19 protein-coding genes and 1 tRNA gene are annotated in these 25088 nt (G+C 56.0%); 12 read left to right on the top strand and 8 right to left on the bottom strand.

Annotated elements, in window-relative coordinates; all coding sequences use genetic code 11:
• Positions 1–306 precede the first annotated feature (306 nt).
• On the bottom strand, positions 307–1149 hold the full coding sequence (locus tag ACN080_RS04230; RefSeq protein ID WP_419110920.1) for a sulfurtransferase: 843 nt from the start codon (positions 1147–1149) through the stop codon (positions 307–309).
• A gap of 150 nt (positions 1150–1299) precedes the next feature.
• Between ACN080_RS04230 and ACN080_RS04235 the strand changes: the two genes are divergently transcribed.
• A complete protein-coding gene (locus tag ACN080_RS04235) occupies positions 1300–1809 on the top strand; it encodes an asparaginase domain-containing protein (protein WP_419099044.1) in 510 nt (169 codons plus the stop codon).
• A 19-nt stretch (positions 1810–1828) separates the two neighbouring features.
• Here ACN080_RS04235 and ACN080_RS04240 read toward each other — a convergent pair whose 3' ends face one another.
• Positions 1829–3172 (bottom strand): FAD-binding oxidoreductase, encoded by a 1344-nt coding sequence (locus ACN080_RS04240; RefSeq protein WP_419104182.1) that lies wholly within the window; start codon positions 3170–3172, stop codon positions 1829–1831.
• Positions 3173–3337: 165 nt separating this feature from the next.
• Between ACN080_RS04240 and ACN080_RS04245 the strand changes: the two genes are divergently transcribed.
• The 4 genes from ACN080_RS04245 (at position 3338) to wecB (ending at position 7250) form a co-directional block, all read left to right on the top strand.
• Complete coding sequence (locus ACN080_RS04245) at positions 3338–4021, top strand: hypothetical protein (protein WP_419113120.1); 684 nt, start codon at positions 3338–3340, stop codon at positions 4019–4021.
• 211 nt (positions 4022–4232) lie between these two features.
• On the top strand, positions 4233–5147 hold the full coding sequence (locus tag ACN080_RS04250; protein WP_419113121.1) for an ABC transporter permease: 915 nt from the start codon (positions 4233–4235) through the stop codon (positions 5145–5147).
• Complete coding sequence (locus ACN080_RS04255; protein ID WP_419113122.1) at positions 5134–6006, top strand: ABC transporter ATP-binding protein; 873 nt, start codon at positions 5134–5136, stop codon at positions 6004–6006. The genes ACN080_RS04250 and ACN080_RS04255 overlap by 14 nt, the downstream gene beginning before the upstream one ends.
• 47 nt (positions 6007–6053) lie before the next feature.
• A complete protein-coding gene (wecB, locus tag ACN080_RS04260; RefSeq protein WP_419113123.1) occupies positions 6054–7250 on the top strand; it encodes a non-hydrolyzing UDP-N-acetylglucosamine 2-epimerase in 1197 nt (398 codons plus the stop codon).
• Here wecB and wecC read toward each other — a convergent pair.
• Complete coding sequence (gene wecC / locus ACN080_RS04265; protein WP_419113124.1) at positions 7206–8459, bottom strand: UDP-N-acetyl-D-mannosamine dehydrogenase; 1254 nt, start codon at positions 8457–8459, stop codon at positions 7206–7208. The two genes, wecB and wecC, sit on opposite strands and share 45 nt — an antisense overlap.
• 148 nt (positions 8460–8607) lie before the next feature.
• Between wecC and ACN080_RS04270 the strand changes: the two genes are divergently transcribed.
• Entirely contained in the window at positions 8608–9513 is a 906-nt protein-coding gene (locus tag ACN080_RS04270) for an SGNH/GDSL hydrolase family protein (protein ID WP_419113125.1), read from the top strand.
• Positions 9514–9573: 60 nt separating this feature from the next.
• Here ACN080_RS04270 and ACN080_RS04275 read toward each other — a convergent pair whose 3' ends face one another.
• The 5 genes from ACN080_RS04275 to ACN080_RS04295 form a co-directional block, all read right to left on the bottom strand.
• Positions 9574–12306, bottom strand: a complete 2733-nt coding sequence (locus ACN080_RS04275) for a bifunctional glycosyltransferase/CDP-glycerol:glycerophosphate glycerophosphotransferase (RefSeq protein WP_419113126.1) — start codon at positions 12304–12306, stop codon at positions 9574–9576.
• A gap of 200 nt (positions 12307–12506) precedes the next feature.
• Positions 12507–15059, bottom strand: a complete 2553-nt coding sequence (locus ACN080_RS04280) for a bifunctional glycosyltransferase/CDP-glycerol:glycerophosphate glycerophosphotransferase (RefSeq protein ID WP_419113127.1) — start codon at positions 15057–15059, stop codon at positions 12507–12509.
• Positions 15056–16534, bottom strand: a complete 1479-nt coding sequence (locus ACN080_RS04285; protein WP_419113128.1) for a hypothetical protein — start codon at positions 16532–16534, stop codon at positions 15056–15058. Before ACN080_RS04285 ends, ACN080_RS04280 begins: the two co-directional genes overlap by 4 nt.
• Positions 16531–17172, bottom strand: coding sequence for a hypothetical protein (locus tag ACN080_RS04290; RefSeq protein WP_419110909.1), 642 nt, complete (start codon positions 17170–17172; stop codon positions 16531–16533). Before ACN080_RS04290 ends, ACN080_RS04285 begins: the two co-directional genes overlap by 4 nt.
• 36 nt (positions 17173–17208) lie before the next feature.
• Positions 17209–19206, bottom strand: a complete 1998-nt coding sequence (locus ACN080_RS04295) for a glycosyltransferase family protein (RefSeq protein ID WP_419104194.1) — start codon at positions 19204–19206, stop codon at positions 17209–17211.
• Between the two features lie 74 nt (positions 19207–19280).
• Here ACN080_RS04295 and ACN080_RS04300 point away from each other — a divergent pair, with 74 nt between their 5' ends.
• The 6 genes from ACN080_RS04300 to upp all read left to right on the top strand — a co-directional run bounded on the left by ACN080_RS04300 (position 19281) and on the right by upp (position 24768).
• Positions 19281–20030 carry a DUF6270 domain-containing protein gene (locus ACN080_RS04300; protein ID WP_419113129.1) on the top strand — a complete coding sequence of 250 codons (750 nt, stop codon included), beginning with the start codon at positions 19281–19283 and terminating at the stop codon, positions 20028–20030.
• Between the two features lie 6 nt (positions 20031–20036).
• Positions 20037–22220: a RecQ family ATP-dependent DNA helicase gene (locus tag ACN080_RS04305; RefSeq protein ID WP_419113130.1), complete on the top strand. Its 2184-nt coding sequence runs from the start codon at positions 20037–20039 to the stop codon at positions 22218–22220.
• A 38-nt stretch (positions 22221–22258) separates the two neighbouring features.
• The gene (gene tadA, locus ACN080_RS04310) at positions 22259–22732 is read left to right on the top strand and encodes a tRNA adenosine(34) deaminase TadA (RefSeq protein WP_419099443.1); all 474 of its coding nucleotides are present in this window, start codon (positions 22259–22261) and stop codon (positions 22730–22732) included.
• Positions 22733–22836: 104 nt separating this feature from the next.
• Complete coding sequence (locus ACN080_RS04315; protein WP_419110905.1) at positions 22837–23496, top strand: TetR/AcrR family transcriptional regulator; 660 nt, start codon at positions 22837–22839, stop codon at positions 23494–23496.
• 81 nt (positions 23497–23577) lie between these two features.
• Positions 23578–23668 (top strand) — tRNA-Ser (locus ACN080_RS04320).
• A gap of 461 nt (positions 23669–24129) precedes the next feature.
• Entirely contained in the window at positions 24130–24768 is a 639-nt protein-coding gene (gene upp / locus ACN080_RS04325; RefSeq protein ID WP_419099061.1) for a uracil phosphoribosyltransferase, read from the top strand.
• Positions 24769–25088: the final 320 nt, after the last annotated feature.

Raw genomic sequence — 25088 nt, forward strand, 5'->3', positions numbered from 1 at the left:
GCTTTTTTCTGGCTGTCCTTTGGGGTGGTGACAGGTCTCGATAAACTCTCGAAATTCAACGATAAATAACGGGTGTTCAGTGAGTAATTGGTGTTCCTGAAATCTCTTATTTCTCCTAGTTAAAAGGTTTTTAGAGAGTAATAAGTGTCACTAGGGGAAACGTGAAACTTGCAATCTGTGGGTCGTGGGTTCGAGCCCCACAGGGCGCACAGCTAAACCCCGGTCTTCCTAGGAAGACCGGGGTTTTCTTATGCTTGGGCTGGTAGTGCGCCTGTTCCTGGAGCTAGTTAGCTTTCAACACGCATTTTAGCGCTCCACGGGGCGTACCCCGGCGGGGTCTTCTGCCCCGTACTCAGCCCAGGAACCATCGTAGACGGCAATCTGCTGGTAGCCAGAAACATAGGCGGCTAGGGCATCCACGCAGGCGGTGACACCGGAACCGCAGGTGAAAATCAGTAGCTCTTTGCCATCGGCAACCTCATCGACAGCCTTTTTAACTTCATCGGGCTGACGGAACCTGCCCCGTTCATCGAGCAGGCTGGTGAAAGGTAGGTTGACAGAGCCGGGGATATGCCCGGCCCGTAAACCGGGGCGCGGTTCCGGCGCCTTGCCGGCAAAACGCTCAGCGCTGCGGGCATCAATAACCTGTGCTGAATCGTGACCCGCCATGGCCTTGGTGGTCAGGGCATCCACGAAAATCTCTCGGTCTTCTGCAAGGAAAGAGCCAGGGACGAAGGGGCCACGATCTAGAGGGAGCTGTTGGTAGCCAGCTTCTACCCAGGCGGGTAGGCCGCCGTCCAGAACAGCCACGTTGTCAAAACCCATGGCCACAAACATGAACCAACCACGGGCGGCAGAGAACATGCCCTGCCTGTCATAGACCACCAAAGCTGAGTCCTTGTTAATTCCCAGAGCCCGTGCCCTGTCTTCAAACTCGGGTGCACTGAGCATGGTGTGAACGCCTTGGGAGGCGCTGAATTGACCGTCAATATCGAAAGCGCGGGCACCGGGGATCCCCTCGCTTGCTCCTGCAAAGTCACCGACCGACGCGTCCAGAACAATCAGGTTAGGTGCCGTTAGATGAGCGGCAAGCCACTGTGCCCCTACGATAGGGAAGGTCAGCTTAAGAGGTGCAGTCGCTACAGACATAGTGTTCCTTTGCTCAGTGGAAAATCCTAGGGACCATACTACCGCCCCGAAAAGATAAAACCGTGGACTAGACTTTAATCCAGCAATTCCGCAACCCCCTTAGGCGTGCCAGAGTAAGAGAGCACGTCAGCACCAGTAGAAAGCCAATAGATGCCTATTCAGCACCCCAGCCATATTACCGTTCTGACTACCGGGGGGACCGTGGATAAAATCTACTCCCTAGAGGGGGAACTTATTATTGGCCCGCCCAGCGTTCCCGAGCTCCTGGGCCCTGTGCTCAGCGACATCAACTTCACGGTACAGAGTGTGCTGAAACTCGACAGCCTGGACATGACCGATCGGGACCGCGCAGTTCTTGCCTCCGCTCTCGAAGCGGTAGAGACCCAGCACGTCATGATCACCCACGGTACGGACACTATGCCCGAGACTGCTCGCTACCTGCAAGCGAACAAAAAGGCACAGGGCAAGGTCGTTGTGCTCACCGGGGCCATGCAACCGGCTTCTATGCGGGCCTCTGACGCCAGCTTCAACCTGGGGTCAGCGGTAACTGCCCTGGGGCTTTTAGAGCCTGGTATCTACATTGCTATGAGCGGGCGAATCTTCCCCGCGACCACAGTCCTTAAAGATAAGGCGCGGGGAATCTTCACCCAGGGTAACTAAACCCTACCGGGGGCGTGGCCTAGACAGCCCGGCCCGGTGTCAGAATATTGTTGGGGTCCAGTGCCGCCTTAATGGCGCGCTGGGCCGCAAGAGTAGCCGGGCTGAGCTGTTCGAGCATGCCCTGCATCTTCAGAGAGCCGATGCCGTGTTCACCGGTGACGGTACCGCCTAATTTGAGCGCTTCAAGGCCGATTCTGTCTAAGAGTTCGTGGGCCTGTGCCTGGCCTTCCTCCCCATCTGCTGAGTAGACAGCCGGGTGTAGGTTGCCGTCCCCTGCATGGGCAGAGATTGTGACTTTACGGCCGTACTCGGCTTCTAGCTCCCGGATTTTTGCTACGAAGAGGGAGAGCTTCTCTAGCGGTACGCCAGTGTCACCAAAGACCAGGTAGCCCTCTGCAATGGTGGCTGAATGAACCAGTCTGCGGGTTTCCATGAGATCTAGCCCGGGTAGAGCTGCAGTCTCAATCGCACCACCCTGAGCACACCGCTGTGCAAAGGCCTGAGCCTGTTCTAGGGCACGTGGCCCGGTGGTTTTACCCATGACGATAGCGGCCTTCGGAATGGTCAGACCCCTGCTGTGGTGCTTCTCAATCATGGTCGCTGTCTCGGCATCTACAAGTTCCAGGCTTTCGGGCTTCTCCTGGCTGGAGGCAATGGCGATGATGGTATCCGTGGCCTCTTCAAACGAATCAAAGTGTGCGGAGAAGGTTGCTGGCTCTCCCTCAGGAACAGGCTTGAGCCGGACCGTCGCCTGGGTAATAACACCCAGGGTGCCCTCCGAACCCACAAAGAGCTGGGTCAGGTTAAGGCCGGTGACATTTTTAGCTGTACGGGCACCGGTATGAATGACACTGCCGTCGGCAAGAACTACTTCAAGGGCTACAACCGAGTCAGCGGTAACACCGTGAGCAAGACAGCGCAGTCCGCCGGCGTTGGTGGCAATGTTACCGCCTACCGTTGAGATAGCCGCCGATGCCGGGTCCGGCGGGAAGAAGAGCCCGTGTTCCTGGGCGGCCCTATCTAGATCAGCTGTAATGACACCTGCCCCAACTACCGCCAGGCGGGCCAGCGGGTCAAGAGACAGGGAAGTCATTTTTTCCACCGAAAGCACCAGGCCGCCGGCGTAAGCAACTGCCCCACCCGCTAGCCCGCTACCGGCACCGCGGACCGATACCTTAACCCCGTGCCGGTTGGCCCAGGCCAGGGCGGTAGAAACATCCTGGGTGGACTCAGCCAGCAGGACGGCCAGCGGTAGCTCGGGTGTGGCTTCGGAGTCATCTTCCGGGTAGCGGTCAAAGTCAGTTGGGTCAGTGAGTACAGTACAGGAAACGGACTGAACTAATTCTTGGAGTAGTGCGGACATCTTTGTTCTTTCTCTCTTGGAGCTATATCACTCTTAGTGTAGGTTCTAAGAGGAAGCTTGTGCGCATATCCAGACCTTTATGACATGGTCCGGCCTAGCCCCTCGGTGCAGGTGCCGCCAGAGAATAAGGGAACAAGCAGAAAAGGAAGCTAAGGAGCAGACTCGATGTCAGATCAGCCTAACTACACCTACCCTAATCAGCCTCAGCCGCCCCAGTACACCGGCCAGTACCAGCAGGCCCCCCATACTGGGCAGTACCAGCAGGGGTCAGCCCCCGGCTACGCTCAGGCTTATGGCCAGCAGCTCCCCGAACACATGGAGAAGCCACTGGTTCCCAAGGTACTTAAAACTGCGGCTCTTCTGGTGTACTGCATGGTGGGCTTATCTATTATCTCTGAGCTGTTAGGTGTCTTCTTCTACCAGGAGATCCAGGCACAGGCAGCAGATCGTTTTGCCTCTCTCTTGGGCGTTACCGATTTCCAGAATGGGGTAGCACCACAGGACGCCTTTGAGACACAGGTACAAACGGTAGGCACGGTCATAGGGCTATCTTTCTCCCTACTTATTAACGGTGCGGTTGCCTTCATGGCCTACCTCATGGTCAAGGGCCATAACTGGGCGCGTATCGTACTGACCATCTACACCGCACTGACTGCTACGGGGGTCTTCGGCGTAATCCTGTGGTTCGTCTTCTTCCACTGGTCCATGCTCGTAAGTTTTCTGGCTGCTGTGCTGGCAATCGCTGCCCTCTGCTTTTTCTGGCAACGCCCCGCGAACGAGTACATGCAGCGCAGCCGTATCTACAAGCAGTGGGTTCAGCAGCAGTCCTACCTTGCTTCTCGCCCCTAAAAGCAGCCCTGTTTGCTGCTAGGCAGGGTTGAAAGGCCAGGCGACCAGTAAACTGGTGGGGTAAGCTCCCAAGCATGTGCTCCTTCTGCCTGTGAGCGCGCTGGTATTTGCCAGCGTCAGACAGGGGAGCACAGTATGCTTGGGCACACCCCGGAGGCTAGTTCAAGAAGAACCGGCACCCCTACCAAGGAATCGAAAAGCGAAACGTAGCATGGGCAAGACGAGCAGGGTCATTTATCAACCGCGTGAGGCGGTGGATTATCGTCTCATCGATATGGCACCCTATATCCAGTCAGGGCGACTCGTGCCCGTTGGTGCGCGAAGCAAACTGAGCCTCTACCTCAAAGACCTCTGGGGGCGCCGTAGCTATATCTGGTACGACTCCCGGACCAAGGTCAGGACCCAGAACAACGAGCACCGGCTCGGTACCCTCTGGCTTCTGGTCAAGCCCCTGCTCGACATCGTTTTTTACGGCCTGCTCTTTGGTGTAGTGCTCAAAGCATCGCGGGGTATAGATAACTACCCGGCATACATCATCATCGGTGTTTTGATGTTCCAGTACATCTCAAGCGTTATGAATAACGCTGCCGGCGTGATGAACCAGAGCAAGCCCATGATGAGGGCTTTTTCCTTCCCTCGCATGGCGATACCACTCTCGATGCTGGTGCGGCAGACTCTACAGATGGGCCCTATCCTTGCGGTTATGATTGTGGGTCTTATTGCTATCCCGCCCCACCAGTACCCCTCACCGACCTGGGCCATGTTTATCCCGGTTTTTGCACTTAACTCAGTCTTCCTTTTTGGGCTGTCGCTGATTATTGCCCGCTACGCATTTATTCTGCCCGATATTAAACAGCTCTTGAGCTTTGTGACCCGCGTACTCATGTACGGTTCGGGCATTATCTTCCCCATCGAACGGTTTGTGAACCACCCCGTTTTGGCCCAGGTAATTCAGGCCAACCCGGTCTACATTTTTATTGACCTGTACCGGCAGGTCCTACTCAACAACAGCTGGGGCTCACTTGAATCGTGGGCCGGTGCAGGTGCGTGGACGGTTGGCACCCTGCTGGTGGGCTTCTTCATTTTCTGGCGTGCAGAGGAGGTGTTCGGCCGTGAGCTCCGCTAACCAAGAGAAGCTGGGGAGCTTTGCCCCCGGTAAACCCTACGACGATGACCACTTCCTGCAACCGAATATCGTAGTCAATAATCTTTCCGTTGATTACAAGGTATCGGCCGGACTTTTTGGCCGCCGCAAGCAAGAGACAGTACACGCCCTGCAACCCTTTTCTTTTGCGGCCTTTGAGGGCGAGTTCATCGGGCTGGTAGGGCGCAACGGCTCGGGCAAGAGTACCCTGCTCAGGGTTATTGCTGGCCTTGAATCGCCCACGACCGGCACGGTTTACGCTTCGTCTCGGCCTTCTCTTGTGGGTGTGAGCGCAGCCCTTAACCCGGAGCTAACCGGGCGGCAGAACATCATTCTAGGCTGTCTGGCTATGGGGTTGAGAAAGAGTCACATTGATGAGGCCATGCAGAAAGTCATAGACCTAGCGGGCATCGGTACCGCTATCGACCGGCCCATGCGAACCTACTCATCGGGCATGGGCGCCCGCCTGCGCTTCGCTATTTCGCTGGCGGCCAAGCCCCGTATCATGCTGGTTGACGAAGCCCTCTCCACCGGTGATGCCGCCTACGCAGAACGCTCAGCCCAGGCCATGAAAGAGGTCCTCGACCAGGCTGGAACGGTCTTCCTGGTCACCCACGCTGCCCAGACCATTGAAGAGCTCTGCAACCGCGCTATATGGCTGGACTACGGCGAGTTCGTCATGGACGGTGACGCCCGCCAGGTAGCCCGCAAATACCGCTGGTTTGCTCACAACCTAGCTCAGGGAAACAAGGAAACAGCCGCCCAGCTCCTTGCTGAGACCAAAGCTCTGGGAGCACAGGGGTATGTTGCGGATAGCCCCGAAGAGACAGACGAGCGCTAAACCGTCACAGATCCCCCACCACCGGCAGATTACAAGGTAAAGAACCGATGTCCCCCCGTACTATTATGACTATCTACGGCACCAGGCCCGAAGCTATCAAGGTTGCTCCCATCATTCAAGCCCTTGAAAGCTCAGCTGACTTTACCCCGGTGGTTGTTTCCACCGGCCAGCACCGGGACATGCTAGAGCAGGTGCAAGAGATCTTCCATATCAGGCCGGACTATGAGCTGGACATCATGCAGCCTGGCCAGGGGCTGAACCAGATTGCCCAGAAGATTATGGGCGGGCTAGACCGGGTTCTTCAAGAGCAGAAGCCTGCGGCTATTATCGTGCAGGGTGACACCACCTCGGCCCTGTACGGCGCGTTGGCGGCTTTTAACCTGCAGATCCCTGTGGTGCATATGGAGGCGGGCTTACGTTCGGGTGATCTGGCCTCTCCCTTCCCAGAAGAGGGGAACCGTAAGCTTATTAGCCAGATAGCATCGCTTCACCTGGCTCCGACCGATAGCGCCCGGCGGAACCTGCTCCATGAAGGTGTCGGGCAGAGCGACATCCGGGTTACCGGGAACTCCGTCATCGATGCCTTGCTGTCTGTGGTGGAGAGGGGCCAGCCCAGCAACCAGCAAGATATTGAGGGTGTCTTGAACTCGGGGCGCAGAATTATTGTGGTCACCAGCCACCGCCGGGAAAATTATGGCCGCCCCATGGAAAATATTGGCCGTGCCCTGGCCCGTTTGGCTCAGAGCTACCCAACCGACCTGTTTGTCTTTCCTGCCCATAAGAGCCCGGCCACCCGGCAGACCATCCTACCTCTGCTTGAAGACCTGCCTAACCTGATGGTGATTGAGCCACTGGACTACCAGGAGTTTATCTGGCTGCTAGAAGCCAGCTACCTGGTGCTCACCGACTCCGGGGGCTTGCAGGAAGAGGCTCCGAGCCTGGGTAAGCCGGTACTGGTCCTGCGGGAGACCACAGAACGCCCCGAGGCTGTTGAGGCTGGTACGGTGCTGCTTGTCGGTACCGGTGAGGAGGACATCGTTGCAGAGGCTTCAAAGCTCCTAGATTCTGAGGACACCTATCGGGCCATGGCTGTTGCCACCAACCCCTACGGTGATGGCAAGGCCGCTGAGCGAACTGTTCAGGCGCTCAGCTTCTTTCTGGGCCTGACCGACAGCGAACCCGAGGAGTTTGCTGTGGGTTTAGCGCCAGAGACCTTTGGTGTCAATGACGGCTTTACCGGCTAAGGCTGTTGCGGGCACCTGCTTGAACCGGTCGTGGTCAACGAGCAGGAGCACCAGATCCGCCTGGGCTATGGCGGGGTCACAGTCTGTCAGCTCAACCTGCCCCAGCTGGCTGAGGTGGGCTGGGAGCCGGTCGATGTGGGGCTCAACTACCAGCAACCGTGCCCCCGGAATCTGGTGAGTCAGCTCCGTGAGGATTTCCAGAGCGGGGGATTCCCGCAAATCGTCAATGTTGGCTTTAAAGGCTAGGCCAAGTACGGCGATGGTGGGGCGATCCAGGTGGGCGCTTTCTGCCTGGACCTGCTCTATAACCCAGCCCGGTTTTGAGTCGTTGACCTGACGGGCTGTTCTAATCAGCCGCGAATTGTGGGGGTCGGCGGCAACAATGAACCAGGGATCGACTGCGATGCAGTGCCCGCCAACACCGGGGCCAGGTTGCAGGATGTTAACCCGCGGGTGGTGGTTGGCCAGGTCAATCAGCTCCCACACGTTCACACCAAGCTGGGCGGCAATCATCGACAGTTCGTTGGCGAAGGCGATATTGACGTCTCTGAAGGAGTTCTCGGTCAGCTTGACCATCTCTGCGGTGACATCGTCTGTGGCTAGGAGTTGGCCGGTGCAGAACCGTGCGTAGATCTGCTGCGCCCGCTGGGTAGCGGTGGGGGTCTGCCCGCCGATTACCCGGTCGTTGCTGATCAGCTCTTGGAGTGCCTTACCGGGCAGGATACGCTCGGGGCAGTAGGCAAAGTAGATAACAGGTTTCCCCCCGGGGTTTTCCTGCCCATCTGCCACCAGGTCGGGGCGCAGCGAGATAATGTGCTGGGCCAGTTTCTGGGTGGTTGTGGGGGGAGAGGTCGATTCAAGAATAATCAGCTCCCCGCCCCTGAGCTGGGCAGCGATACTACTAGCGGCGGCCATGATGTAGCTGAGGTCGCCGTCTTTCTGCTCGGTAAAGGGGGTGGGAACAGCGATGATGTAGGTATCTGCCGGGGGAACTTGGGTGGTGACGGTCAGGTTGCCGCTTGCCAGGGCGCTTGTGAGGGCTTGGTCAAGACCAGGCTCCACAATGGTGACACGACCCTTGCTGATGCTCTCAACGGTTGCAGGGTTGATGTCCACGCCGATCACACGCGCCCCGCTTTGAGCTAGGACGACAGCTGTCGGCAGGCCAATGTAGCCCAGACCGATGAAGGCAATATTCTTGTTATTCATAAAAACCCTTAAAATATAGCTATTATTTATAGTATAACTCAATTAATGTTATAATGTTAAAAATTCTATACTTTATTCAAATTTTTATTATGAAAAATATTTATAAACAGGATTTAAAACCTAATTATTCTATTGGAAGGGTTCGGTTGTGGAAAGCGAACGAGGCCAAGCCAGAACTATTCGTCTCAAAGAGTTTAATCCTGGTATGGTTAGGCCAGCGACACCTGAGGAATCATACCTATTACACACAGATGGATCGCTAAAAAAATGCAATACTGTTTTGCGTTCTGACAATAACGGATTTTTGGTTACAGGTAATGCATTATCAGGGGGTAGAAAGAAAATTGCTATTCTGGGAGATAGCTTTGTGGAATCTTATTGGGCATCTGCCGAGACTAAGCGGTGGGTATCAGTAGCAGAAAGGTGCCTAGAGGATTTGGCTCCAGGTAGATTTTCTTTGCTCAACGGAGGCTACTCAGGTTCCACTTCACTTCATATGGCTCTTTCGTTACCTGCGAAGATGAGAGTTCTGTTTACTGATTTGGCTGGGGTTATTCTCTTTGTACCATCGTGTGACACGGAGGTTGCTGACTTAAAGCATACCTACTGGACTAAGGATACCTATTGGAGTCCACTAAGCCCCTATAACCATCCGGGGGATTTGCCAGCGGGGGAATTCGATATTTATCAAGATATCCGCGCCAACTGGGGTCTCATGCTTAGCTACCTTAGGGCTTATGATGTCCCCGTCGTAGTGGCATCATCACCTACACGTACCGCTCTAGTCGAGGATGACCCGTTTATTCTAGATAAATTTTCAAATAATGAGGAATTTAATATCTGGAGTAGCCGCAATCAGAGGCTGATGAGAGCAGTCCTAGATTTTGCCGAAAATCAGGGTGTTGAAACCATTGATACCTACAAATTTCCTTGGCCACTTAATGGGTCATACCCATTTTTTTATGACTATTTACATCTAAACGATCAAGGGCAAAGTTTTTTTGGGCGTCTAATAGCTGAAAAAATTCATGGAATTAATCTATGGAAGATTTAGATATGCTAATCATATATAATTTAAAGATTAAATATTGTAATACTCTATGACTGTCAGAAATTACTTGCTGTCATCATATTCCAATATTTTTTGCAGTAGCCTTTCAGAATTTTTCTGGTCCTGATGTCCGAAGAAAGCATCAACACGCTCTTCATATTTTTTCTCAATGACGCAGTCCTCGAGAATACTAATTATGAGCGAATCTACCAAATTATCTAGGTCCTTGATAACAGGACCAAAACCATCTTCATCGAAGGAAAAATAACCTTTGCCCCACAGATGCCATTGGTAGAATGATTCCTGGTCAAATTGTGAGTAGATGACAGGCTTGCGGAGATAGGCGAAATCAAATGCTACAGAAGAATAGTCGGTAACCATGAGTGCTGATTCTGCGAAGGCCTTAGTGTAGTTATGTGGCGGGGAAGACATTTTGAAGAATTTTGTTTCTTCAAAATCATCAATCTGTCCGTTGAAGCTTGGGTGAATGAGGAATTCTGCAGTATATCCGTATTTCTCCAGAGCTGCGTTCAGTCTTGGATCAAGGATAAGAGACTGGTAAAAGATGAAGAATTCGCTCTTCTTGAAATCCTCATTGTAAGGAACAGTTAGAGTCTTGGGGTCAATCTCCCCAACCAAACCGTGACGCCAAGTAGGCGCAACGATAATTTTTTTCTTTCTCTGATTAATGAGCTTATCGTGCCGGGGGAAGCCGGTTAGAGCTACGGTATCGGCATCGTAACCGTAGAAACCATCAACAATGGAAGCTCTTTCTCTGGGTGCGCTCGTAACAAATATTTTGATGTCCTTGGCAAAGCTATGCAACCAGCTTGATACATTATGAAGAGTTACGCCGTGCTGCAAAAAGACAAAGTCAAATCTGTAGAGATCTCGAAAGAGATTCTGGTCAGTGTTAAAAGCATTAATGACATAATCATTGGCTTGTGATGATATTATTTTATCTGCCCGTAAGAAAAGATTTTTAAACTTCCGACTACGAGGCTCGACAACCTTTCCAAGTCTGGATACCCGTTCGTAGTCTTTAGACTTCTTGGACAAAACAAAATAAGGGGTAACATCATATGGGGTGTTATTAGAAAGGTATTGGAAGAAAGCCTCTCCATTGTCCCCGGCAGCATCTGGCCTATCTGAGATAAGCCAAATCTTCTTGTTTCCTTGAAGTCTACGCAAAATACGAGCGATAGTCCGATAGTAGATAACACCGAATCGTGACATGGTCAAAGGGGCGCGCTTTTCTGAAAATAGTGTATGCCGTATAAATGATAATTCTCGTCTTTGACGCTCCCCAAATTTATTTTCTTTTACTGCTATATAGGTGTTACGGACATTTTGGAGGATGATGTCACCGCACTCGACATATGATGAATCACCCTCGGGGAGTCTTGACATGTCTTTAAGAAGATAGACACCTTTAATGAAACTACCGTTGGGTCTCAATACTGCCGGCCTGATTCTATCCCCAGGCTTGACATCGAGTTCAATTCGGTAGACATTGCGATCAAAGACGGTGTCACCTAAGAAGCGAACTTCTGCACGTGGGATTGAGAGTAGCTGAACCTCATGGAATTTACTATTCACGAAGTACCCGTACTTGATGCCTTTGAAGCGTAAACCAAAGAAATATCCCTCTAGGACAAGTTTTCCCTGAGAATATTTCATGAGGTTGATGGTAGACAGGCGTGCCCCATTGTAGTAGCTAGCTATCCTAATCCCTCGGTAATTGAAGCCACCCTTTGAATAAACGGATTTCTCAAGAGGGTCCTCATCGTTTTTAAGTTTCAGAAGATATGATTTGTGCTCACTGAAGACATTTTTTAAATCCATGATGATACTGTCTTCTATGTGTTTAAGAAGGTAAATAAATATGTTTATATAAATTCTTTCTTCTTCCGGAGTGAATACATGCTGCTCTTCTTGCTTTACTCTCCATTGGAGGTCATATGCAATGACGTACTGAATATACTTGGGAACCCCAGAAGGTTGGGTATATTTTTCAAGGAGGTAACCATCAACACTTTGGAGCGTATCTACATACCAATCTCTGTCAAGTACCGAGCTTTGTATGGCCGATGACTTGTTGGAGCGCTTACGGTACATTAGGTATGTGCTATCAATTACACCATATCTTTTTTTAATCATGATAAGCTCTGTGAGAAATAGCTTATCTTCGGCATATTTCCTGCCCTCAGCAAATCTGAGGCCACTACTAATAAGTGTATTTTTAAGGATGAAGCACCCTGTTATATGCAAGAGTATATTAGTATAATCTGCGTCAATGTCAATTATTCTAGTGCCGTCGGTAAACTTAAAGTTAAGTGGATGATCGCCGGTGCTGCCATCAAAAAATTGCAGTGGAGCAGAAACTGCATCCACTTTATCGCCATGTTCATCCCAGAATTTTTTTATTTCTATCAGGTAGTTATCATCAAATTTATCGTCGGAGTCAATAAATCCAACATAGGTGCCGCGGGCTTCATCAATCCCCCTATTCCGGGCCACAGATACGCCCTGGTTCTCTTGATAGATATATCTAAAAAGATTGGGATACCTGTGCGCGTAATCAAGGCAGACCTCCTCAGAGGCATCCGGGCTACCATCATTCACCAACAGTACCTCTGTACGCCTGAGAAGGCTTGTATCTTGAGCGAGGATGCTATCAAGGGTTTCACCCAAATAGTCTTGGGTCTTATACACCGGTACAACTATAGAAAACAAGATGTCTTCACAGTCTGTCTTCCCACTATGTGTTGAATCTACCAACTTTGAAGTCTCCAAGAGGTGCGCCTTGATATGTCTTGCTCGTTAACAGATGACCCGAAATTATGTTTGCCACTGACGGAGCTGTGCGATTACTACTGGACTATCCTAACATCTCTCAAGTGCCCCTGCCCCAATGGGAATTCGCTTGTGGTTTGATGAACACACAACAATCCATGCTAACACCTGGGAGTGTATGAGTATCCGGCCTTATACTTTCAATATCTGTGAGTGAGGGGCACCGAATGGAGTAATCCTTCGAGTAATCCTTGGCTAACTTTTAGAGTGGGAGTAGTGGGTTTATCTCCTCCTATGGTTGCCTGCTTTGGGTTTTGAAATGAGATGGCTTTACCACTGAGTAGATTTTGCGCTAAATCTTCTATATTTTCAGGGGCTACCAAGCTGATACCCGGTGCATGTACGAGATCCCCAGCCCTCACCAGCTGGGGGTCATCGGGTGCTACCACCAGCGCAACCGGCACACCCACCAGCAGGGCATCATCGGCTACGGACGAATAATCGGTCACCAGGGCACACGAGCGCACCAGCGTCTCCTGGAACTGGTGGCCAAACACCAGCTCAACACCCAAACCCTCACCCAAGTGAGCCACCCGCTCCTCCATGTTGGGGTGCACAAAGAAGACCGGGCGCACACCGCGCTGGCCCAGCCGCTCACAGGCCTCAACCCAAGGCCCCACCCAGGAGCCTACCCAGGCCCGAACCTCATCATCTGTGGCGGTCACTAGGCTCTGCTGCCAGGTAGGGGCCACCAGCACCCTATCGCGCCGAACCTCACCGGCAGCTAACTCGTACAGGCGGTCATGGCGGGGTAACCCCAGCTGCCAGACCTCCTGGCGGGTCAGCGTGTAGCAGGACCCATCACCCACAATGGCCTGGGTTTCGCTGTCCAAGGTAGTGAGCATAAAGTCAATCCTGCGGGGGTTGAGCCAACGCCAGTGATCGCGCCGCAAAATACCGTGCTGAAGAAAAACAAGCCGCTGATCAGGCCCTAAAGCAGCCAAAATAGGGGCTAACCCGGGGGCACTAATATCGCTGACCAGCAGGTTACTGGCTCGCCTGCCAAGCTCTTGAGCCTGGGCACTAGCCACCTCTACCAGGTTGAACCCCTCCTGCTCCAACCTGGCCCAGTCGGGGCTCTGCCTGCAGAGCAAGAAAACGTGCTCCACCTGGGGCGCGTGGGCGCTGGCGTAGCGGTAAAAAGCCTCCGCATTATCACCGGCCCGGTGCTCCCTATCCGCGTACACCCAGACCTGCCGCACCTGCGCGGGCTGAACCTGGCCCGGTGCGGCAGACCCTTGACCTGAACGGCTCGTGAGCGCCCGCTTGAGCCGCCACAGGCCCTTCTTAGCCTGCATGAGCAAGGGCGGCCTCTCCACTGTCTTACCCGGTGGAGGGGGAGTGGGCTGGGCAAGAGGCTGGGCAAGCTGACGGAGCAGAAGCGGTGTACCAGCGTAGGGGCTAACTTTTAGGTCAAACCCAGCGACCCGCATGCTAGGGGCCTGCTCAAACCAGAGAATACGTTCCCGCACGAACTCCACACCAAAGAGAGTGTGGCTCACCCACTTAGCGGTTGCAGGTTCTACCGGCTGGCCCTGCACCATAAAGACTTCTGCGGGTACGTCCTGGCCTGCCGGGAGCGCATCGCCCCGGTAGAAATAGGTGAACTTCTGTACCGGGCGCCAGGACCGCTTAGCATAAGAGAACACCTGGCGGCTGGTCAGCGGTGCATAGGGCAGAGCATCCACCTGGGCAGAACGAGCCAGCAAGAGCTGCCTGCGGTCTAAGCCCAGGGGCAGAACCGCAAAGCCTTCCAGCAGGCTAGTGTCAATCTTCCCCAAGATCTGCTCTATGTAACCGGCGCAGGTTCTGCGGACCTGCCCAGGTAGTTCAAGGGCGGGCGAGAACACCTGACGGTCAATCTGTAGATAGTGGGCCAGCTCGTAGAGGAGCTGGTTCTGCAACCACAGTGGCAGGGGCCTAGAGCTCTGTGACCAGGGCAGGTAAAAGCGCTCGAAGGGCAGGGTGTACTTGAGCGGAGCAGACCAGGCACCGCTGGTCAGGGACCGCTGGTGCCCCACCCGGTAAAGATAGCGCGCACCCGCGCACACACCCACACCTCTTGCCCGGCAGGCCAGCAGGAGCCGAACGATAAAGTCAGAGTCCTCAGACCAGTTAACCCCCTCATCAAACCGCAGACCCGTAGTTGCAAGCACCTGCCGGTTGAAAACAGCCGCCGCCACCGAAGTACCAATCATGTGTGGCTCATCGGTCAGGCTCACCCACCGGCTACCCTGCATAAACCGGTAGCGCAGGGGGTGAACCTCCTGGGGCTCAGCATCGTGTTCCTGCTGGTCCAAGCGCATAATCCTGGTGTGAATCAGCGGGCTGGACGAAAAATCCTGGTCGGCGTGCTGGGCTATCAGCTCGCCGAGGGCTTCAAAGTAGCCTGGGGACACGGTGTCGTCCGCATCCAAGAAGGCCACCCAGTCCGTTGACTCAGCTACCGCCGCCCCCAGCCCCACATTGCGGGCGGCCCCAGCGCTACAGGCAAAAACATTCCCCTGCCCCGTCCTGAGCACCCGCACCTTGGTATTGGTGGCAGCTAGCTCCCGCGTAGCTTCTAGAGCTTCTGCACTATCGGCCACCACAAAAATACGCTCCACCAGCGGCGAGCGCAGGCTCTCCAGAGCCTGGGTCAGGTAGGGGCCAGAACCGGCTACCGGAATAATGACCGAGAACCTAGCACTCACGCGCCCTCCACCCCGCAGATTGAGTTAGCCCACTCCTGGGCGACCTCCTGAAAGTCAAACCGGGTGGCGTAGGACTGCGCGGCGGCACTTTGGGCAGCCCACAGGGGCCGGGAGGTATGTTCTACGATGTAGTCCGCTATAGCCTCAGCTGAGGGGAAGACCCAGCGATCCGAGAAAATATCGGTCACCCCCGTGCGTTCTACGAAAAGGGGGACTGCGCCCGAAGCCATGCCTTCGGCAGCGGCCAGGTGGAAGGTCTCACGGTCACTGAGCGAAAGGATCCACCCGATTTTGCTGAACCAGGATTCCACGTTAGCGCCTTGGGTTTCAAAGACAAGGTGCTCCCGTAACTGGGGGGAACTGCCGATGCGCTGGTAGAGCTGGCGGTAAGCATCTACTTCTGCCAGGTTCTTGTTCCACAGCCAGGAGAAGTGCCAAGGAGCGCGCCCGCGCAGGTGGAGCATGTAACGCTCATCGTGGGTGAGTAGATTCTCCAGGATGTCCACCGCTAGGTCAGGGCGTTTGAGGAAGGGCGTGAAACCGAGCATGCCCAGGTGGTAGGGTGCGTCCTGCCGCTTGGGGCGGCTGAAGGCATCAAACTCGATTGAGTTACCGATGACCTTGATTTTGTGCCGGTCCCAGCGGTGTAGGGAGAGCACCTGCTGCCGGTAGAACTCCGAGACCAAAATGAGCTGGTCTACCCGGCTGAAATTGAGGTCGGTAATCCAGGCGGCTTGAGCCTCAAAACCGTGCAGGCGAATGAGCAGGCGTTTACCGGCGGGCAGGTTGTGGGAGTACCAGATGGCGTTACGGCCAGCCCATTCGCAGAGCACCACATCGGCCCAGTCCATGAGTTCTTGGTGGTTGTGATCGGTAGGGGCAGCCTCTTCGAGTGCCCACTCTTGAAGCCTGACCTCCACCTTATTGGCTTTTTCGAGCATACGAACAATGCCGGGGGTGAACCGGAAGTCGTGGCTACTGATGAGGACCTTGAGCGGTGGGAAACTCAGGTCTTGGAGCTTGAGCATACGGAGTACCGGTTCAAGGTGTGCCAGAGTGCCCACCGAGCCGTCGGCCCCGGGCACTGAGTACTCAATGAGGGAGCGGGAGGCTGTGTCATTGACCAATGTGTAGTCGGCCAGCCGAATGATGGTTTCTATATTTTGGCTGGTGCTGTCGTAGAGGGATTCGGTGTGGCTGGGAATATCGGGCAGAACCGCGACCAGGGGTAGCTGCCGGTTCCACTGCTGGGCCACCGCGAAAGCGGCGCTGTAACCGACCACAAACACCAGCTGGGCCTGGGTCTTGCCTGCCTGGGCCTGGACTTCATCGGTGATGGTAGCGAGCGGCTGCTCTTGGGCAAGGACGTGTGCTTCAAACCCTAGAGAATGCAGGTTTACTTGGAGCCTGAGCGCGGCCTGGTCAAGGCCAGAGAGATTCTTACCTCGGCCCCGGTAGATGAGAGCGGTGGTCATGGGCGGGCCTTCCTGTGGTCCTGCTGGGTGTAGGCCAAGAGCTGTTGGAGGAAGGGTGAGAGGGCGTAGTCGGCGCCCTGGAGGTCAGTTAGTTGGGCTGTCACCGCCTTGCGGAGCCGTTGGTGGGCGCTCAACAGCCTAAAGGAGGCCGGTGGGCCAGCGGGCACCCTTGCATTATCGATCAGCACGGGGGTGGTGTAGGAGCGCCTGGCCTGGGAAATCAGGGCCAGGAGCTCGTCGAAGAGGTGTTCGCCGCCTGCCTCTAGGGTTCCCGCCCAGCTCCCCTGAGTCAGGGCGCGGGTTTCTACCAGAAAGTAGCTGGCCTTGAGGGTGGGCGCTACCGCGTAGGCCCAGCCGGGGTTGAGCGCTACCAGGTTCTGCTTGCACTCCTGCGCGAGCGCGGGGGAAACTACCCCGTAGGCTTGTGCCTGTTTCCAGTGCGGGGGCAGGGCAGAGAGATCTTTGCCAAAGAGCATGCCCGCCAGAATCTGGGAGCCTGCCGCTACACGGTCCTCATCGACCTGGCTAATGACCCGGCCCAGAGCTACCTCGTCGGAGCCGGTGCTGATAGCGCCCCTGGTGTCGTCTTCGTTCAGGGAGCGCTGGGTGAACCGAAAGAAGCTAGAGAGACCAGCCATAGGTACCTTTCAGGGAGGGGACTGAGCCCGGGGGCTTTAGAAGAAGATGTGCTGCTGGCTGAGGCCGTAGTGGTGGAGCCGTGCCTGGGCCAGAACCCGGGAGTCGCTGATATCCCAGGTGTGCTTGGCTCCCTGCCCTGCTGCTCTGCGTACCTGCACAAAGTTGAAGCGGTCAGCGGAGTAAATACGCCCGCCAGCTTGAGCCACAGATTCTAGGAAGGCGGTGTCTTCGCCGGTGGAGACGTCTTCAAAGGGGTGGGCCTGGAAGATGCTGCGGTAACCTAGCAGGGTCGGGCCTGCGACGAAGTCGGTGAAGCGGTGTTCGCGTTCTGCCGCCCGTACCACCGTTGCCTCAAGGCCTTGCAGGTGCATATAGTATGCCTGTTTGCCAACCACATCGGCGCGGGAGAAGCGTAGGGCGTGCAGGGAGTCCTCCAGGTAGTGGGGGCCGTAGAGGTCATCGTCATCCATCTTGGCAAGGACTTGCCCCTGTGCCGCATCAACAAGCTGGTTCAGGCAGTAGCCCAGAGAGCGTTCACTACCTGCGGTCAGCAGGCGTGCCCGCTCAATCCCGGCCTGGCGGGCACGGTCCTGGAAGGTGCGAGAATCGAGGGTGAAACCGTGGGTCAGCAGAACCAGTTCAGCTTGCACCGTCTGCTGGCCTACCTGTTCAAGGAGGTGCTCCACCTGTTCAGGGCGGCAGGTAGAGGCAATGACGCTGACACTCGGTTGCCCCAGGGCGAAGGGCCCGGTCAGCTTTCCTTGGCTTGCCAGCGCATTGAGAATGGTCAGTGCCCGGTGGGAATAGGTGTGCTGTGACCAGATGTGTCGCTGGGCCAGGTGAACCTGCCGGTCCCGGTACTCACCGCTTGCTAGTAGGGCGCGGGTTGCCTGACGCGCTTGGTCTTCGGTACCTGCCACCTGGATCATAGTCTCGTCAAAGTAGCTGGTAATAGCGGCTGAGGGGCTGGTCAGTACGGGTGTTCCGCTGGCTAGAATCTCAAAGATTCTGCGGGCGCACATGCTCGGGGAATCCACCACCGAATTGACGTTCAAGAAGACCTTATAGGCCTTATAGGCCACCAGCATCTGCTGGTAGCTCTGGCTGCCCACGACGTGCTCGGTGAGCGGCTGGGGGAACTGGTAGCGTTCGTCCTGACCTAAAAAGCGGGAGAAAATCTCAAAAGGCTCACCGGCCTGGGCCGCTCCGGTGCGGGCACCCTTGAGCAGGTAGTCCATCTGCTCGCGGCGCTCAGGGTATTTGTGGGCAAAGTAAGAACCTGCAAAGGCCGCACCGCGCTCTGCTACCCCGTGGTGGGGGCGCACCGGGTTGTGCACTGCTGGTTGGGCGGCAAAAGCCAGGGGATAGACCCGTTCATGCCCCAGCTCTTGCTGGTAGCGGGTGACCATGTTGCTATCGGAGGTAAAAACAAAGTCAAAAAGCGCGGCAGTAGCGAGGAAGTCCTCAAAATGCGGGGGGTCCTCCTTGTTCCAGAAAACAGAGGGGATTCCTTCTTGCCGGGTGTAGGCCAGAAGCTCTTTGACGGCAGGGCGCGGGGCTGATTCCCCGGTTAGGTGGTACTGCCAGGTACCGTCGTTACCGGCCCAGGCAGACTCCACCAGCAGAAAATCAGGCTTCTCGCGCTCTAGGACCTCTCGCCAGTTCTCCGGGGTGATAGCTAAAGTGGTGAACTCAAAACCCCAGGCCAGCGCAGAAAAATCATCCAGAATAGTAGCCACTTTTAAGCCCTCAAAAACCGGAGGGTAGCTGGGGTAGTCTAGGGGCAGGAAGTCAAGACGGTAGCCAGCAGGGGTTTTTCGGTCCTTGCTGACCTGGGGGACCGCGCCGACGGCTTCCTCGCTGGCTAGGCCTAAACCTTTGCCCCCGCTGCGGGAGCGGGAACTAAAGGCCGCACCGCCAAAGTGGTTTGCCATGACCTGACGCCGCCTGAACTTACGGACCTGCCTCAGGCCTCCTCGGCGAAAGTGCCAGAGCGCGCGACGTAGTTCAGAGGGGGACAAAAGCTGGGGCACCGCTACTCCTTGACTCAAATAGGCAGATACAATAAACCTACCGCACCGTCAGCGGCGAATACATAAGGGAGAGCATGACAGTAGGAAATCAGGTGCAGAGGGTCTTTATCTACGGCTCTTGTGTTGCCCGCGATACCGCTGAGTATTTGCCTGAAAACTATCGGGTAGTCGGCTACACCGCCCGGCACTCCTTGCTTTCGTGGGCTACCGATGCCAGCTATAAGCTCCCTGCAGACCTGGAGCTGAGCAATAAATTTCAAGATAAGATGCTTCGCGCCGACTGGGCCGGTCAATCCTTGGATTCCCTGCTAGAGACCGCAGACCAGTATGACCTGATCCTGTGGGATATCTTCGATGAACGTCACGGGGTCCACTGGTTTAGCACCGGTGAGGTTGTGACCCGCTCTATCGACTTGGTTGCCTCCAAGCCGGCTATGGGCCTGATTGAGGACGGCACCCACGTTGCCCTAGGCGCTGAAGAGCATTTCCAGAGCTGGTGCGAGAAAGCAGACGAGTTTATTGATGCACTGACCGAACACGGTGCCCTTGCTAAGGTGCGCCTTCTGCGCCTGCCCTGGGCCGAACAGACCAGTGCCCATGAGCCTACCCCCCTCAGCATGGGAATTAGCGCCCAAGAAGCCAACCAGCTCACGGTGCCCTACTACGACTATGTGGCGCAGCGGGGCCTACCTATCATTGATGTTCCCGCAGACCTTGTGGTAGCTGACCCCGGCCACCAGTGGGGTCTGGCCCCTTTCCACTATGTGCCTGAGGTCTACCACTACCTGCGGGATGCGATCGTCAACCCCGCCCCGGAAAGCTAGGCTCTCATGACCTCCACCGCCAGTAGTGCACCCCTTAAAGAGCAGGCCCAGGACCTGCTCGCCCAGCTCACCGGCGCCCCTGAGGCCCGGTTCCACCCCGGCCAGTTTGAGGCTATCGAAGCGCTGGTAGAGCACCGCCGCCGCGCCCTGGTGATCCAGCGCACCGGCTGGGGTAAATCTGCGGTCTACTTCATCTCGGCCCTGCTCCTGCGCCGCCAGGGCAGCGGCCCCGCCCTGATTGTCTCCCCGCTACTGGCCCTGATGCGCGACCAGGTGCAGGCCGCCGCCCGCGCCGGTGTACGAGCCGCTATGGTCAACTCATCGAACGTGACCGAATGGGCGGCAATCCGCGCTGACCTGGCCGCCGGTGAACTAGACGTTTTGCTGGTGGGCCCCGAACGCCTGAACAACCCGGACTTCCGCCAGAACTGGCTCCCTGAGCTGGTGCGCGCCTGTGGCCTGTTGGTGATTGACGAAGCCCACTGTATCTCTGACTGGGGCCACGACTTTAGGCCCGACTACCGCCGAATCCGTGACCTTATCGCCAACCTGCCAGCGGGTGTGCCTGTTCTGGCCACTACCGCCACCGCTAATGAGCGTGTAGTTGAGGATGTTGCGGAGCAACTAGCAATCCAGCAGGGTGGTCAAGCCGGCCCTGACTCGGTCTTTATTCTGCGCGGCCCACTTTCCCGTGACTCTCTGCGGCTGGGCGTTCTGCATCTGCCCACCGCCACCGATAGGCTGGGCTGGCTAGCAACCCACCTGGGGAGCCTACCCGGCTCTGGGATCATCTACACGCTCACGGTGGCCGCTGCCGAAGACACCGCCGCTGCCCTGCGCGCAGCAGGCTACTCGGTACTGCCCTACAGCGGGAAAACCGATGCGGACGAGCGGGCAGAAGCCGAAGAAGCCCTCAAAGAGAACCGGGTCAAAGCCCTGGTTGCTACCAGCGCCCTGGGCATGGGTTTCGATAAGCCGGATCTGGGGTTTGTGATTCACCTGGGCGCACCCTCCAGCGCGGTTGCCTACTACCAGCAGGTCGGGCGCGCTGGTCGCGGTGCTATCAAGGCCGACGTACTACTTATGCCCGGTAGAGAAGACCGGGAAATCTGGGAGTACTTCGCAACTGCCAGTATGCCCACCCCCGAGAACACCGGTGCTGTTCTTGCCGCTCTTCGCCAAGCAAGCTCCGCGGGGCAGGAACTGACCGTCCCGGCGCTGGAAACTCGCGTGGATGTTAAACGTTCGTCCCTGGATCTGCTCCTGAAGGTCCTCGCGGTTGAGGGCGCTGTTGAGCGGGCCGAGAGGGGCTGGGTAGCCACGGGCGCTCCCTGGCACTACGATGCTCCCCGCTATGAACGTGTGCTCCAGGCGCGCCTGCGTGAACAGCAGGCCATGCTGGACTACCAGCGCACCAGCACCTGCCGTATGGTCTTCCTAGCCCAAGAGCTTGATGACACCACCGCCCAACCCTGCGGTATCTGCGATGTGTGCGCTGGCCCCTGGTACCCCAGCGACCTTGACCCTGCACTGACCGCGCAAGCAGGGATTACCCTCAACCGTACTGGTGTTGAAATTGAGCCGCGCGCCATGTGGCCTAGCGGTTTGGGCTCTCTGGTGTCTGAGGCAACCACGGACCATGGTAAGCCTCTTGGGGGCAGAATCGCCCTGCAGGAGCGGGCCCAAGCAGGCCGGGCCCTTGCCAGGCTCACTGACCTGGGCTGGGGCAATCGCCTGCGAGAAATCTTTGCCCTCGGCCCCGACGGCAGCCCTCTGGACGGGCCGGTACCCGCAGATCTAGGCCGTGCCAGCCTTCAAGTTCTTGCAGACTGGGACTGGGAACAGCGCCCTGTAGCTGTGGTGTGCTTGCCCTCCCCGGTACGCCCTGTCCTGGCGTCCTCGCTAGCTCGTGGGCTAGCGGCTGCCGGTAAGCTCACCGACCTGGGCGATATGGAATGGGTCAAAGAGCCAGAGCACTTTGGGGGCAACAGCGTCTTTAGATGCGCAGGTGTGCTGGGTGCTTACCGGCTTCCCGACCGGGTGCAAGAGTACCTTGCCAGTAGCCCCGGTCCGGTCCTGCTGGTGACTGACCGTATTGACTCCCGCTGGTCTAGTACGGTTGTTGCCCGTATGCTCCGCAAGGCTGGTGCCACCGCCGTGCTACCTTATGCCCTTGCTCTTACCCATTAGAACCCCTTTTCATATGAGAGCCGGTGACCGTGCCCACTATCTTTAGCGACCGCCCCCGCAACCGCGACCACGAAGCCCTCATGCGCCTGGCCCTTGATCAGGCTCGTTGTGCCCTGGTCAGCGATGACGTCCCTATCGGGGCAATTCTTGTGGACGCCTCGGGGCAGGTGATCGGCCGGGGCTATAACCGGCGTGAAGCTGATGCTGACCCTACCGCCCATGCTGAGGTCCTAGCCATTCGAGAGGCGGCTGAGCACCTGGGGAGTTGGAGGCTTGAGGGGTGCACCCTGGTGGTGACCTTGGAACCCTGCCTTATGTGTGCTGGCGCGATTTTGCTGGCACGTATCCCTACCGTGGTGATGGGTGCCTGGGAAGAAAAAACCGGTGCGGCTGGGAGCGTCTACGATGTTCTGCGTGATCGGAAAGTCAACCACTGGGTAGAGCTCTACCCCGGTGTGCTTGAAACAGAGTGCGCTAGCTTGCTGACCACTTTCTTCCGCCAACAGAGGTAGTTAAGGTTACGCTATTCATGTGCTCGCAAGACCCTGTTTCTTGCCCACTATCCTGTATATTTGCAAAAGGTAACTGATTTTTTCAAATAAAAGAGGGGGCGGGTGTGAACAGCACTCAAGCGAACGCCATTGTTTATGCACACCAGGCACCTGTTGTCCAAGCCAGCACCCGCCGCCCGGGGCGGACCAACAAAACCCAGCTTAAGCTCTTTCAAGCTGCCATGGATATCATGAGCCAGGGCGGGCCTACGGCGACTACCGTTGAAGATATCGCTGAACGGGCCGGTGTTTCTAAAGGTACGGTCTACTACAACTTTGGGTCTAAGAAGACCATGATTGATCAACTTCTGCAGTACGGCGCTAAGCTGCTGCTGGCGGAAATGACAATGGCGAGCGATAGGGGGCTAGACCCTAAGGTCTCTCTCCGTCAGGCTCTTGAGGCGGCTATTGTCTACCTGCGGGAGCACCCCGGCTTTGCGCGCCTGTGGGTCTCGGAACTGTGGCGAGCTGGCTCTGAATGGTCGCCGACTACCGATCTGATCCGTGCCGATATTATGCGGTTTGTTCGTGAATTGATTAGTAGGCTTTCGACCCGCTACAGGGTGAATAAGGAGCGTTCCGTTGAGGGGCTTTCGCTGATTATATTCGGTGCTGTTTTCATGCTTTCGATGGACGAAACCCGCCACGGTGCCCAGCGCAGTGCCAGCGAAGCCGCAGACTTGGCTATGCTCACCGTTGACGGTTACATCCTGGGCCCTGCCTAGGCCACGAACCGGTCTTGGCCTGTGCTGGCACTGGCTCTAAGTTGAGGCGCTGGGGCATCTAGGGTAAACTTTCCAGAGTTTGGTGACGTGTCCGAGCGGCCGAAGGTGCAACACTCGAAATGTTGTGTACGGTAACCCCGTACCGAGGGTTCAAATCCCTCCGTCACCGCCACAAAGAAAAACCCGTTTAGACTAGTAGAAGCTAGGTTAGGCGGGTTTTTTCTATGCCTTAAAATGTCTCTGTGATACTCGTTTGCCCAACAACTTGGCATCAAAGCAGGTGACAAGCAGGCCCAAAGAAGCCTGCCCGGAGGCCAACAGGGGGGGGCAGCTTAGAAGCCTGCGAGCGCCCCATAATCAGGCAAGTTTCCGTTCAAACTCAGGGAACAATTAAAACTTTCAAAGGCCCTAGCACCCTACACAGTCCGAGCGACAGATGAAAGAGGTCAAGGGAAAAGATCCCAGGGAGGTGGGTGTTTCTGGTGCCATGGTAGTCATGCTGGTATGCCTTCTAGCAGGCTAGGGGTTGGCAGTCTCCTTGCCAGATGTGCTTAGGCCTAGCCTTCAGGGTGAGGTGTGGCTAGAGGCTGATGGTGCCCTCCCCCAGGGCCGAGGAGCTGATAGGTTTTAACTATGCGTATTAAAGTTCTGGATCACCCCCTGGTCGATCACAAAATTACCGTCCTGCGAGACAAAAACACCCCCTCACCTATCTTCCGGCAGCTGGTTGACGAGCTGGTAACCCTGCTCGCCTACGAAGCCACCCGCGAGATCCGCACCGAACCCATTGAGGTTGAAACTCCCGTGGCTAAAACCGTCGGGTCGCACATCTCAACTCCACGCCCGCTGATCGTCCCCATTCTGCGAGCGGGCCTGGGCATGCTCGAAGGTATGACCCGTCTTATCCCCACCGCCGAGGTTGGCTTCTTGGGCATGGCTCGCAATGAAGAAACCCTGGATATTGTCACCTACGCTGAGCGTCTGCCCGAAGACCTCACTGGCCGCCAGGTCTACCTGCTTGACCCTATGCTCGCTACCGGTGGCACCCTGATTGAGGCCATCAAGTTCTTGCGCGCTCGCGGGGCTGAGCGTATTACCTGCGTGTGCGTGCTGGGTGCCCCCGAAGGTATAGCCGCTCTGGAACGCGGTGTTGAGGGTATGGCCGATATTGACCTTTTCCTGGCCGCTCAGGATGAACGCCTCAACGAAAAGGCTTATATTGTTCCTGGTTTGGGTGATGCCGGTGACCGTCTCTACGGGGTAGCCGACTAGGGCGCGATAGTAAGCACAGTTGGCCTACGGGTCAAGGTGCCGCCCCTAGTTCTCACATATTAATCAGGCAGGTTGGCTTGGTTCTGCAAAGAATCGCTGACCTGCCTGAGCTGTCCCCACCCCCTGAGCGCTGGATTCTGTGACTAGCGGCTTATGGGATAGAGAGGCCTTTCCGCATCGATCTTATTGAGAACTCAGGGTATAAATTGGTGCTTGCAGGTCCCTGAACAAGGCCCTTTCCCTGTGAATACGGGTAGATTAGTTAAAAATTTATCTGAATGTTCCTTGCTTTAATTACAAATTCGGACAACGATTAAAGC

Origin of the sequence: Rothia sp. CCM 9416, assembly GCF_048513535.1 — a bacterium.
Classification (GTDB): Bacteria; Actinomycetota; Actinomycetes; order Actinomycetales; family Micrococcaceae; genus Rothia.